The sequence below is a fragment of the Streptomyces rugosispiralis genome (assembly GCF_024505145.1).
In the GTDB taxonomy this organism is placed as follows: domain Bacteria; phylum Actinomycetota; class Actinomycetes; order Streptomycetales; family Streptomycetaceae; genus Streptomyces; species Streptomyces rugosispiralis.
This window is the reverse complement of sequence record NZ_JANIAA010000026.1, coordinates 92,885-104,956: the sequence shown is the minus strand read 5'-3', so window position 1 is coordinate 104,956 and position 12,072 is coordinate 92,885. Positions and strand designations below refer to the sequence as shown.

The 12,072-nt window shown below is 71.6% G+C and carries 12 protein-coding genes; 6 read left to right on the top strand and 6 right to left on the bottom strand.

Translation table 11 applies throughout. From position 1 onward, the window contains the following. Positions 1-113 precede the first annotated feature (113 nt). The gene (locus NP777_RS30670) at positions 114-545 is read left to right on the top strand and encodes a MarR family transcriptional regulator (RefSeq protein ID WP_256653421.1); all 432 of its coding nucleotides are present in this window, start codon (positions 114-116) and stop codon (positions 543-545) included. Then, complete coding sequence (locus tag NP777_RS30665; RefSeq protein WP_256653420.1) at positions 542-1,993, top strand: MFS transporter; 1,452 nt, start codon at positions 542-544, stop codon at positions 1,991-1,993. The genes NP777_RS30670 and NP777_RS30665 overlap by 4 nt, the downstream gene beginning before the upstream one ends. A 208-nt stretch (positions 1,994-2,201) precedes the next feature. Here NP777_RS30665 and ggt read toward each other — a convergent pair whose 3' ends face one another. Next, positions 2,202-3,977 (bottom strand): gamma-glutamyltransferase, encoded by a 1,776-nt coding sequence (ggt, locus tag NP777_RS30660; protein WP_256653450.1) that lies wholly within the window; start codon positions 3,975-3,977, stop codon positions 2,202-2,204. Between the two features lie 310 nt (positions 3,978-4,287). Here ggt and NP777_RS30655 point away from each other — a divergent pair, with 310 nt between their 5' ends. Next, positions 4,288-5,043, top strand: coding sequence for a hypothetical protein (locus NP777_RS30655; RefSeq protein ID WP_256653419.1), 756 nt, complete (start codon positions 4,288-4,290; stop codon positions 5,041-5,043). Positions 5,044-5,072: 29 nt separating this feature from the next. Here NP777_RS30655 and NP777_RS30650 read toward each other — a convergent pair whose 3' ends face one another. After that, the gene (locus NP777_RS30650; protein WP_256653418.1) at positions 5,073-5,825 is read right to left on the bottom strand and encodes an ABC transporter permease; all 753 of its coding nucleotides are present in this window, start codon (positions 5,823-5,825) and stop codon (positions 5,073-5,075) included. Between the two features lie 89 nt (positions 5,826-5,914). Next, entirely contained in the window at positions 5,915-6,694 is a 780-nt protein-coding gene (locus tag NP777_RS30645) for an ABC transporter ATP-binding protein (RefSeq protein ID WP_256653417.1), read from the bottom strand. 90 nt (positions 6,695-6,784) lie between these two features. Between NP777_RS30645 and NP777_RS30640 the strand changes: the two genes are divergently transcribed. The 3 genes from NP777_RS30640 to NP777_RS30630 all read left to right on the top strand — a co-directional run bounded on the left by NP777_RS30640 (position 6,785) and on the right by NP777_RS30630 (position 9,597). Beyond that, positions 6,785-7,447 (top strand): TetR/AcrR family transcriptional regulator, encoded by a 663-nt coding sequence (locus NP777_RS30640; RefSeq protein WP_256653416.1) that lies wholly within the window; start codon positions 6,785-6,787, stop codon positions 7,445-7,447. Next, the gene (locus NP777_RS30635; RefSeq protein WP_256653415.1) at positions 7,435-7,740 is read left to right on the top strand and encodes a DUF6204 family protein; all 306 of its coding nucleotides are present in this window, start codon (positions 7,435-7,437) and stop codon (positions 7,738-7,740) included. The genes NP777_RS30640 and NP777_RS30635 overlap by 13 nt, the downstream gene beginning before the upstream one ends. A gap of 246 nt (positions 7,741-7,986) precedes the next feature. After that, positions 7,987-9,597, top strand: a complete 1,611-nt coding sequence (locus NP777_RS30630) for an alpha/beta fold hydrolase (RefSeq protein WP_256653414.1) — start codon at positions 7,987-7,989, stop codon at positions 9,595-9,597. Between the two features lie 30 nt (positions 9,598-9,627). Here NP777_RS30630 and NP777_RS30625 read toward each other — a convergent pair whose 3' ends face one another. Genes NP777_RS30625 through NP777_RS30615 form a run of 3 tightly spaced genes read right to left on the bottom strand, consistent with a single transcriptional unit; the run spans position 9,628 to position 12,066 of the window. Next, on the bottom strand, positions 9,628-10,500 hold the full coding sequence (locus NP777_RS30625; protein ID WP_256653413.1) for an amino acid ABC transporter permease: 873 nt from the start codon (positions 10,498-10,500) through the stop codon (positions 9,628-9,630). Beyond that, the gene (locus NP777_RS30620) at positions 10,497-11,141 is read right to left on the bottom strand and encodes an amino acid ABC transporter permease (RefSeq protein ID WP_256653412.1); all 645 of its coding nucleotides are present in this window, start codon (positions 11,139-11,141) and stop codon (positions 10,497-10,499) included. The genes NP777_RS30625 and NP777_RS30620 overlap by 4 nt, the downstream gene beginning before the upstream one ends. Positions 11,142-11,151: 10 nt before the next feature. Further along, on the bottom strand, positions 11,152-12,066 hold the full coding sequence (locus tag NP777_RS30615) for a glutamate ABC transporter substrate-binding protein (RefSeq protein ID WP_391858607.1): 915 nt from the start codon (positions 12,064-12,066) through the stop codon (positions 11,152-11,154). Positions 12,067-12,072 lie beyond the last annotated feature (6 nt).

Here is a 12,072-nt window from a genome sequence, read left to right as displayed (position 1 = left end):
TCGACACCCTGTGTGTTACGGGACCGGTTACGGCTGTGCTACGGGCGCTTTTCCGGCTCCGCACACGACAGGCAAACTTGCAAGTTTTGCTGTCGATTTCTTATGCTCGAGCCATGGCCGCGCATGATCAAACGCACCTCGCCGTCGACCTCGCCGGCGTCGTCACCCAGCTGATGCGCCGTATGCGGGCGGCCTCCTCGCAGGGGGCGCTCACCCCCTCCCAGCGCGCCGTGCTCAGCCGGCTCTACAACGAAGGGCCGACCACCACCGCCGCGCTGGCCCGCGCCGAGCTGGTCCGGCCGCAGTCGATGCGCATGATCCTGGCGGCGCTGGAGGAGCAGGAGCTGGTGGAGCGGGCCCCGCATCCGACCGACGGACGGCAGGTGGTCTTCTCGAGCACCGAGCGGGGGCGGCAGGCGATCACCTCCGTACGGCAGGCCAAGCAGAGCTGGCTGCTGGACGCGATCGACACCCGGCTCGACGCCGATGAGCGCCGCACCCTCGCCGAGGCCACCGAACTCCTGAAGCGACTGGTCCAGGAATGACCGACACCACGGGAAAGTCCGCCATACCGGCGGCAGGGGCTGCGGGCGAGGGCCAGGCCTCCGCCGATCCCTTCGGCCCCCGGCTGATGGCCCCGCTGCTCATCGGCTCGGTCCTCAATCCCGTCAACTCGACGATGATCGCCACCGGCCTGGTGGCCATCGGCCATGACTTCGGGGTCGGGGCCGCCCGGACGGCCTGGCTGGTGGCCTCCCTGTACCTCGCCAGCGCCGTGGCGCAGCCCGCGATGGGGCGGCTCGCGGATCTGCTCGGCCCGCGCCGGGTCTTCCTCTCCGGGCTGCTCGTGGTGTGCGCCGCCGGGCTGGTGGGCGCGCTCGCGCCCGCGTTCGGCTGGCTGATCGCCTCGCGGGTGCTGCTCGGCATCGGCACGTCAGCGGCGTACCCGGCGGCGATGGCGCTGCTGCGCGCCCAGTCCTCCGCCACGGGACGCGAGACCCCGCGTCCCGTGCTCGGCCGGCTCTCGCTCGCCTCGCTCGGCAGCGCGGCGGTCGGACCGGTGCTGGGCGGGTTGCTCACCGCGACGGCCGGCTGGCGGGCGATCTTCGCGGTCAATGTGCCGCTGGCGCTGATCGGCATCACGCTCGCGCTGCTCTGGCTCCCCAGGACCCGTATGACGAGCGGGGAGGACGGCGGCGAGGCGGGCTCCGGGGCCCGGACGGCGGGCGCGGGGTTCGATCCGCTCGGGATCGCGCTGTTCACCGCCACCATCACCACCCTCATGATCTTCCTGATGGACCTGGCGCGGCCCAACTGGGCGCTGCTGCCCGTCGTCCTGGTGCTCGCGGGCGTCCTGGCCTGGTGGCAGCTGCGCCGCCCCCGCCCGTTCATCGATCTGCGGATGATCGGCCGCAACCGCTCCCTCGCCCTCACCTACCTCCGCCACGGCACGGCGTACCTGGTCATCTACATGGTCATGTACGGATACGCGCAGTGGCTGGAGGAGGGGCACGGCTACTCCGCCTCCCGCGCCGGTCTGATCATGCTGCCCATGTCGGGCGCGGCCGCCGTGTGCTCACTGCTCGGCGCCCGTACGAAGGGCATCTACGCACCGCTCGTCCTCGCGGCCGTGCTGCTCGCCGCCGGGAGCGGGGTGCTGCTGCTCGCCGACGAGTCCACCCCGCTGGTCGCGCTGCTGCTGGCCGCGGTCCTCTTCGGGCTGCCGCAGGGGCTGTCCTCGACCGGCAACCAGGCCGCCGTCTACACCCAGGCCCCGCGGGACAGCGTCGGCGCGGCGGCCGGGCTCCAGCGCACCTCGCAGTACCTGGGCGCGATCACCGCCGCCGGGCTGATCGGGCTCTTCTACGGACAGCGGGCGACCGCAGCCGGACTGCACGGCATCGCCATGGTGGCGGGTGCGCTCAGCCTCGCGGTGCTGGCGCTGACCGCCACCGACCGGGCCCTGCGCGGCCGCGCCCGTGCCCGCACCTGACCGACCACCCTCCGTTCCCTCGTACGCCCCGCAGACCCGCCCCAGGAGGCACCGTGCCCGCCACCACGTCGCACTGGCACGCCCCGAACGGTTTTGGGCGTACTGGTCCCCGGCGTACTCGACCCCGACGCCATGACCGACATGGACGCCCAAGCGCACCGCAACACGGCGGGCTCCGGAACCGGAGCCCGCCGTACCTGGTCAGTGGTCAGCGCTTCGGGCTCACCACCATCGCCGAGCCGCCGCCCCGCCGTTCGGTCTCGGCGGCCGCCAGCCACCGTCCGCCGGACAGCCGCTGCACCCCGGTGGCCGCGCCGATCTCGGGGTTCTGCTTGAAGGAGTGGCCGAGCGCCTCGAGCTTGGCGCGCTCCGGGCCGTTCCACAGCGCCGGTTCCAGTTCCGTCTGGGCCGCGTTGCGCTGGCTGGCGCGCGGTGCGGCGATCGCGTCGACCAGCGGCATGCCCCGGTCGAGATGGTTCAGCAGGGTCTGCAGCACGGTGGTGATGATGGTCGCCCCGCCCGGGGAGCCCAGCGCCAGCACCGGCTTGTGGCCGTCCAGCACGATCGTCGGCGACATGGACGAGCGCGGCCGCTTCCCCGGGCCCGGCAGGTTCGGGTCGTGGACGGCGGGGTCGGCGGGCGCGAAGGAGAAGTCGGTCAGCTCGTTGTTGAGCAGGAAGCCACGGCCGGGGACGGTGATCCCGCTGCCGCCGGTCTGTTCGATGGTGAGGGTGTAGGCCACCACGTTGCCCCACTTGTCGGCGACCGTGAGATGCGTGGTGTTCTCGCCCTCGTACGTGGTCGGGGCGGCGTGGCCCCGGGTGTCGCAGGAGCCGGGCCCGGACGGGTTGTTCGGGTCGCCGGGCGGTACGGGGCTCTTGAGCACCGCGTCGTCCTTGATCAGGCAGGCCCGGGAGTCGGCGAACCGCTGTGAGGTGAGCCCCTTGGTGGGGACGTCCTCGGCGGCGGGGTCGCCGACCCAGCGGCCCCGGTCGGCGAAGGCTATCCGGCTGGCCTCGATATAGCGGTGCAGATATTCGACGTCGCTGAGCTTGGAGAGGTCGGTCTTCTCCAGGATGTTGAGCGCCTCGGCGACGCTCGTGCCGCCGGAGGACGAGGGCGCCATGCCGTACACGTCCAGACCGCGGTAGTCGGTCCGGGTCGGGGCCTGCCGCTTCGTTCCGTAGGACCGCAGGTCCTCGGCGGTCAGATCGCCCGCGCGAACGACGCGCTGCGCCTTCGGGTCGACGGGCGGCTTGCGCACGGTGTCGACGATGTCGCGGCCCAGCTCGCCCTTGTAGACGGCGCCGACGCCCTCCTTGGCCAGCAGCGCGTAGGTACGGGCGAGGTCGGGGTTGCGGAAGGTCGAGCCGACCGCCGGGGGCTCGCCGCCGGGCAGGAAGAGCTTGGCGGTGGCCGGGAAGTCCTTGAAGCGGGCCTGGTTGTCGGCGGTCTGCTGACGGAACGTGGAGTCGACGGTGAATCCGTCGCGGGCCAGCCGCTCGGCGGGCTTCAGCACCTGCCCCAGCGATCGGGTGCCCCAGTCCTTCAGGGCGTCGTTCCAGGTGGCGGGGGTGCCCGGGGTGCCGACGCTCAGCCCGCTGGTGACGGCGTCGGCGAACGGCAGGGGTTTGCCGTCTCTGCCGAGGAAGAGCTTCTGGTCCGCGCTGCGGGGCGCGGTCTCGCGGCCGTCGAGCGTGGAGACCTTGTGCCGCTTGGCGTCGTAGTAGACGAAGTATCCGCCGCCGCCGACACCGGCCGAGTACGGCTCGGTGACCCCGAGCGCGGCGGCGGTCGCCACCGCCGCGTCCACCGCGTTGCCCCCGTGCCGCAGTACGTCGATCCCGGCCGCCGAGGCGTCGGGGTCCACGCTGGAGACCGCGCCGCCGTAGCCGACGGCCACGGGTGTCTTGGCCGGAGCGCCCTTGCCCGCGCTCTCGTGCCCGGCGGCCCCGGCCGGGGCGACGCCCAGCACGGCGACCATTCCGGCCGCGGCCGCGAGCGCGGGCAACCGGCGCCGGACGGCCGCCGCGGATCCGGCGGACCCGGCGGATCCGGCGGACCCGGCGGACCCGGCGGATGTGACGGTGGTGGACCTGGTTGACGTTGTGGCTGGTCGTGCGGCGTGCCCCATCCGTGACCTCCAAGCGAAACGACAGGGGCCGGAGCCTACCCGCGAGCCACGCACCCCCAACAGGGGTGGATCGGTCCCCCATCCGTTCAGGTGTCCGTTTCGGCGTTCGTTCATCCGTACGCTCGAACGTGTACCCGGTCGGCCGCTACGATGCGCGGCCATGACAGACACGCTGCAGGACCTGATCGCCTCCGCGGCCGCCCTGATCGTGGGCCTGGCCGCCGGCTGGGCCGTGCACTCCGCGTTCGCGCGCCGCAAGCGCGCCCGCGAGCAGCGCTTCTTCGGTCTGCCGGACGGTTCGGAGTGTGTGATGGTCACCCATCGGGACAGCACCTCGGCCCACTGGAGCATCCCCCGCCATGACGCGCTGGCGCTGCTGGGGCTGGCGTCGGTCGTGGAGAACTGCGGGGCGCACGCCGAGGTGGCCCCGCACGACACGGGTCTGCAGGGCTTCGGGGCGCGCACCGAGTTCTGCGTCGGCGATCCGACCGCGCACCGCAGGCTCGCCGCCCATATGGCCAATCTGCTGCCGGGCGTCACCGTGCACCCGGGGGACGACTCCGGCACGGACCGGGGGATGTTCACCATCGCCGGTACCCACTACCGCCCGGATCCGGGCGCGGTCGAGCATGTGCTGCTGGCCCGGCTGACGGCGGGCGACGACAGCCGCCCGGTCTTCCTGGCCGCCGGTCAGCGGCCGGTCACGCATCGCGCCGCCGTCCGCCACCTCGTCCGCAACCGCGTCCGGCTGGCCCGGAAGTACGGCGCGCAGGGCTCCTTCTGCCTGCTGCTGAAGGTGGTCAACTCGCAGGCGTACGGCCCGGATCTGGTCGAGCTGGTCGCGGATGTGACCAAGCCCGCGACCACCTCGGCCGGCCCGCGCGTCGCCGCGAAGGCGGCCACGAAGGAGGACTGAGGCGGCCGAGGCGGCCGAGGACGACTCGGTCAGCCGCGGACCCGGCCGAACAGCCGCACCCCGCCCAGCAGGCACAGCGCCGCCAGGGCCAGGGTGACGGCCGCCCCGACGGCGACCGTGGTGTTGGCGTAGTGCCCCAGGAACACCTGGCGCACCGCGTCGACGGTGTAGCGGAACGGCACGGCGCGCGAGGCGCCCGCGAGCCATCCGGGGGCCAGGGTCATCGGCAGCAGCAGTCCGGAGAGCAGCATCAGCGGCATGCCCGCCGTATTGGCGATGGCGGCGAACTCCGGGGGCGTACGGACGTTCATGGCCAGCCCGTAGGAGAGCGCGGACAGGGCCGCCGCGAGCACGGCCACGAACAGCAGCCCGAGCAGCACGCCGAGGAGCGGCGCACGCAGCCCGAAGGCCAGGCCGAGCAGCACCAGCAGCACCGACTGGGCCACCAGCTGGACGACATCGCGCAGGGTGCGGCCGAGCAGCAGCGCCAGCGGGCTGACCGGGGTGACCCGCATCCGGTCCAGCACGCCGAGGTTGCGGTCCATCAGCAGACCGAGCCCGACGTACGACCCGCCGAGCAGGGCGAGCTGCACGAGCACACCGGGGACCAGCGTCTGCCAGGACGATCCGCTGACGCCCATGTCGAGTTCGGTCAGCAGCGGGCCGAAGAGGGCGAGGAAGAGCAGCGGCTGAAGCATTCCGAAGAAGAGATTGGTCTTCGAGCGAAGCGTTGAGCGCAGACAGCGGCCGAAGACGATGCCGGTGTGGGCGAGAAGAGTCATAAGAGGCCCTTGGGTGGGTCGGGTGTTCGGGATGGCGCCAGGGGTGTCCGGCGGGTCCTTCCCAGGCGGCAAGACCCGCCGAACACCGCCTAGATGGCGAGGGGTTGCTCGGCCGTGCCCCGGCCGGTGATGGCCAGGAAGGCGTCCTGGAGACTCGCGGCCGGATCGCCCGCATAGCGGCCCTTGAGCTCGGCGGAAGTGCCCTCGGCGACGATCCGCCCGGCGTCCACGACCACGATCCGGTCGGCGAGCGCGTCGGCCTCGTCCAGGTAGTGGGTGGTGAGGAAAACCGTCGTGCCGTGCTCGGCGCGGACGCGCCGCACCAGGTCCCACAGTTCGGCGCGGCTCCCCGGGTCGAGACCGGTCGTGGGCTCGTCGAGGAAGAGCACCTCGGGCCGGTTCACCAGGCCCAGCGCGATCTCCACCCGGCGGCGCTGACCGCCGGACAGGGCGGCGGTCGGGCGGTCCATCAGCCCCGACAGGCCCAGCTCACCGGCGAGTTCATCGGCACGCCCGGCCGCCGCGCCCCTGGACATCAGATGCAGCCGCCCCTGGGTGACCAGTTCCTCGCGTACGGAGCACCCGGGGTCCAGGCCGCCCGACTGGGCCACGTAGCCGATCCGCCGGCGTACCCCCGCCGGATCGCGGAGCAGATCGCGCCCGGCGATCTCGGCTTCGCCGCCGGTGGGTGGCAGCAGGGTGGTGAGCATGCGCAGGGTCGTGGTCTTACCGGCCCCGTTGGGGCCCAGGAAGCCGAGGATCTCGCCGCGGCCGACGGTCAGATCGATCCCGCGGACGGCGTGCACGGGGCCGCTGCCCAGCGAGAACGTCCGGGTGAGGCCGCGAACGCGGATGACGGATGAGGACATGCCCCGATCAGAGCACAACGCACCACAAACTTGCAATCGACTTAAAGCTTTAAGACAAGTCCAAGTTTGCAACGGGCTACACTGAGGCCCATGAGCGAAGGATTGCGGGAGAAGCACAAGCGCCGTACGCGCCGGCGGATCGCGGACGTGGCCACCGGTCTGTTCCTGGAGCGCGGCTTCGACCGGGTCACGGTCGCCGAGGTCGCCGAGGCCGCGGAGGTGTCCGTCAACACCGTCTACAACTACTTCCCGGCCAAGGAGGATCTGGTCCTGCCGCCCGATCAGGCGTCCCCGCGGCGGCTCGCCGACATCGTGCGCGAGCGCCCGCCCGGCCGGTCCGCCGCCCAGGCGGTGCTGGACCGGCTGCGCGAGGAGGTGGAGCGGCGCGACCGCTCACTGGGGCTGACCGAGGGCTTCGGCCCGTTCTTCGCGATGATGCGGGCCGCCCCCACGCTGGTGGCCCGGCTGGAGGAGCTCGGCCACCGGATGAACGGCGAACTGGCCGCCGTGCTCGCCGAAGAGACCGGCGCGGCGCCGGAGGATCCACTGCCGCGCGTGGTGGCCGCCCAGATCAGCGGCTACCACTCACTGATCTTCGGCGAGATCGGACGGCGCGTCACGGCGGGCGACCGCCCGGACGCCATCGCCGAGGCCGTGACCGAACTCCTCGACGCCATCGAGGAGATGGTCGGCGCACCGATGCTCGGCTACGCCGTACGCGAGGGACGGGAGGAGCGATCGTGTTCCGAGTGACGATCCGGGGCGCCTTCGAGGAGTTGGGCGAGGACGATCGCGAGGCGCTGCGCGGTGTGGTCGACTCCCTCCAGGTCGCCTTCACCGAGGCGGGCACCTTCACCTGCGACCGGACCCTTTCGGCGTTCACCTTCCGCTGCGAGGTTCCGGCGGAGCCGGATGACGGTGAGCAGGAGGCGGCCGAACGGGCCATCGCGGCGCTGACCGCGCATGGTTACCCGCATCGGATCCTGCGGATCGGCGTGACGGACATGCGAACCATCAAGATCCGCCGCAAGGGCGGACGCCGCTGAACTCCCGCGAAGCGGGCGGCACTTCAGCGGCGTACGGGACTCCGCGCAGATGGGGCCGGACCCATACGGGCCCGGCCCCCGGATAGCGCCCCGGGCCGGGCCGGCCCCGGCAGCCGACCTCGGCTCTCTATCGTTACCCATGCGTAACTTACCGCGGTATTACCGCCGGTAAACACCCGAGTTACCGTCAGGTCACAAGCACCGGTGCTCCCCTGCCCCCCACGGCATCCCCCACCAGGAGCCATCGTGACCCCTGCCCGAAAAGCCCTCCGCCCCACGACCACCGTCGCCCTCTCCCTCACCGTCATGGCCGGTGCGGCCTTCGGCCTCGCCCCCGCCACCGCCGCCGCGGCACCGGCCCCGACCACCGCCCCGACCACCGCCACCTCCGGCGTCTCCGTCCGCTTCGTCGACATCCCCGGCGACGGCGGCGTCAACCTGGCCGCCAACATCGTGGCTCCCGCGAACGCCGACGCCTCCCACCGCCTCCCCCTCGTCGTCCTGCCCACCAGCTGGTCGCTGCCCCAGGTCGAATATCTCGCCCAGGCCAAGAAGCTCGCCGAAACCGGCTATGTGGTACTGACCTACAACACCCGCGGCTTCTGGCAGTCCGGCGGGAGGATCGAGACGGCCGGGCCGCCCGATGTCGCCGACGCGTCCAAGGTCATCGACTGGGCGCTCGCCAACACCCCCACCGACCCCGACCACATCGGCATGGCCGGGCTCTCCTACGGCGCCGGGATCAGCCTGCTCGCGGCCGGTGCCGACCCGCGGATCAAGGCCGTGGTGGCCATGAGCGGCTGGGCGGACCTGGTCGGCTCGATCTACGGCGAGCGCACCCAGCACTCCCAGGCCGCCGGGCTGCTCGCCGGGGCCGGGGCGCTGACCGGCCGGCCGAGCGAGGAGTTCCAGCAGATCCTCGATGACTTCTTCTCCTCCAACCTCGCCAAGGAGAAGGATCTGATCGCCTGGGGCAAGAAGCGCTCCGCCACCACCTACCTCGACCGGATCAACGCCAATGGCGCGGCCATCATGCTGGGCAACTCCTGGGGCGACTCGATCTTCCCGCCCAACAGCTACGCCGACTTCTTCGAGAAGCTCACCGGCCCCAAGCGGCTGGAGCTGCGGCCCGGCGACCACGCCACCGCCGAGCTGACCGGGCTGCTCGGACTGCCCAACACCACCTGGACCCACGCCCGGCAGTGGCTCGACCGCTATCTCAGGGGCGAGCGCAACGGCATCGACGCCGAGCAGCCGGTGCAGCTGACGTCCCGTACGGGGGACGGCGACGGCTACGAGGGCTACCCCAGCTGGTCGGCCGTCCCCTCCGGGCAGCTCCGCGTCCCGCTCGCCGCCACCGAGAAGGTCACCGCCAACCATGACTCCGGCGCCAACGCCGGAACCGTGCTGCTCGGCGGCGCCCTGGACCAGTTCCTGAAGCTTCCGCCGCTCGCCTCGATCCCGCTGCTGCCCCGGTCCTACGCGGCCGTCTGGCAGACCGGGGCCCACGCCCGCGAGCAGCGCGTCCGCGGCACCGTGAAGCTCCACACCACCGTGACCAGCGACCGCTCGGAAGGTACGGCGGTGGCGTATCTGTACGACGTGGGCCCGCTGGGCGTCGGCAAGCTGATCACCCACGCCCCGTTCACCTTCCACGACCGCACCCCGGGCACGCCCTTCGGCGTGGACCTGGAGCTGTTCTCCACCGCGTACGACGTCCCGGCCGGTCACCGGCTGGCGCTGGTCGTGGACACCGTCGACCCGCTCTACATCGAGCACAACCCCGACGGCGCCCATCTCACCTTCTCGTCCCCGGACGCCGACCCGTCCCACCTCACGATCCCGGTCCGCGACTGAAGGGCCGAGACACCCTCCGGCCGCCCCGGCTCAGCCGCGGGTGTCCCCCGGCATCGGGGCGGCCGGTTCCGCGGCGGCGACCTCGACCTGACGGGTCTTCACACTGCGCCGCTCCAGCTTGGCCACCCAGTTGGCGAACCACGACAGCAACATGCACATCCCGATGTAGATCGGTGAGATCACCATGACCACCGGGATGAACGGCAGGTCGTAGTCGAGATTGGACGCGATCAGCTTTCCGGCGTGCAGAAACTCCTCATAGGTGATCAGGAACCCGAGCGAGGTGTCCTTCAGGGCCACCACCAGCTGGCTGATGATGGCCGGGAGCATCGCCCGCACCCCCTGTGGCACCAGCACGGACATCATGACCTGGGTCTTCCGCAGGCCGAGCGAGTACGCCGCCTCGCGCTGGCCGCGGTCCACCGAGTTCACCCCGGCCCGGAACACCTCGGCCAGCACCGAGCCGTTGTACAGCGTCAGCCCGGTGACCAGGGCGGGCAGCGGCTGGACCCGCAGCGCCACGAAGACGAAGAAGATCATCACCAGTACGGGCATCGCCCGGAAGAACTCCACCACCAGCGTGGCCACCCAGCGCAGCGGGCGGTGCTCGGAGAGCCGCCCGGCGGCGAGCACCCCGCCGAGGGCGAGCGAGAGGACCGCGGCCATGCCGAACGCTTTGAGGGTGCCCGCGAGCCCGTTGAGCAGCAGCTCCTGGATGCCCTTGTACTCGAACGGCATCCATTTGCGGTAGGCGAACTGGCCGGTGTGGATGAGGAGATAGCCGATCCAGCCGAGCAGGACCACCAGCACGACCGTCCCGACCAGCCCATACGTCCGGTGCCGGCGCCGGGTGTGCGGCCCCGGGACGTCGTAGAGGGCGCTGGTGGTCGAGGGGGCGGTCATCGCGGCACTCCCCAGCGCCGCTCCAGCAGGGCGAAGATCGCGCTGATGGCGAGGGTGATGATCAGGTATCCGACGGCGATCCAGACGAAGGACCAGACGATGCTGTAGCCCAGCTCGTTGAGCGGCTTGTAGGTGCCGAGCAGTTCGGTGACGCTGAACGACCCGGCGATGGCCGAGTTCTTGGCGAGCGCGATCAGGGTCGAGCCGATCGGCGGGATGACCGTGCGGAACGCCTGCGGCAGCACCACCGCGCTCAGCGTCTGGTCGAACGTCATGCCCAGGCTGCGGGCCGCCTCGCCCTGTCCCACCGGCACCGTGTTGATGCCCGCCCGCACCGCCTCGCAGATGAAGGCCGAGGTGTAGCAGCCGAGCGCGATCACCGCGAAGACGGTGAACGGCAGTACGAGACCGAAGCGCGGCAGCCCCAGCATCACCGCGAAGAACAGCAGCGTCAGCGGGGTGTTGCGGAGCACCGTCACCCAGACGGTGCCGAACGCGCGCAGCGAGGCGACCGGCGCCACCCGGAAGGCGGCCATCAGGACACCGAGCGCGAGGGCGAGCAGCGAGGCGTAGACGGTCAGCTGCACGGTGCCGAGGAAGCCCTTGCCGTAGAGCGAGAAATTCTGGGTGAGCACGTCCATGGGATGGCCTTCAGCCGGTGCGGTAGCGGTTGATGGGGGGCGGCTTGGGGGCGGGCACACCCGAGAGGCCGAGGGTCGCGTCGTACGCCTTCTTCCAGTCGCCGTTGCGCTCGTGGAAGAGGATCGCGTCGTCCAGCGCGAAGCGCAGCGCGTTGTCCGGCTTGGGCACGCCGATGCCGTACGGCTCCTTGGAGAAGGGCCGGCCCACCACCTTCAGCTCCTTGGGGGCCTTGGCCGCGTAGCCGAGCAGGATGGTGTTGTCGGTGGTCACCGCGTCCACCTGGAAGCTGAGCAGGTTGTCCACGCACACCGAGTACGTGTCGTACGCGACCGCGTGCGCCTTGGGGTAGTCGGCCCGGATGCGCTGCAGCGGGGTGGAGCCGGCCACCGAGCAGACGGTCCTGCCCGCGAGGTCCCGGGGGCCGTGGATGTCGTTCTCGTCGGTGCGCACCAGCAGCGCCTGACCGGCGATGAAGTACGGCCCGGCGAAGCCGACCAGCCGTTTGCGCAGCGGATTGATGGTGTAGGTGCCGACGTAGTAGTCGATCTGGCCGCTCTGGAGGGCGGTCTCGCGGTTGGCGGAGGCGATGGTCTGGTACCGGAGGGTGCTCGGGGCGAAGCCGAGGGAGGCGGACATCATGCGGGCGATCTCGATGTCGAAGCCCGAGTAGCGGCCGGTGGCCGGGTCCCGTTCACCCAGATAGGGCTGGTCCTCCTTGACCCCGACGGTGAGATGGCCACGGCGCTCGGCCCGGCGCCACGTGGGCGAGGCGGGCAGCCGGAACTCCTTGTCCACCTTGTAGGTGGGCAGCTTCTCGGCCCGGGGGCCCTTGGCGGGCGGGCTGCCCTCCTTGCCGCAGCCGGGCGTGAGCAGCAGGACCAGGGCCGTGGTGAGGGCGGCGGTCGCGCGGCGCAGACGCCTCATGTCCGT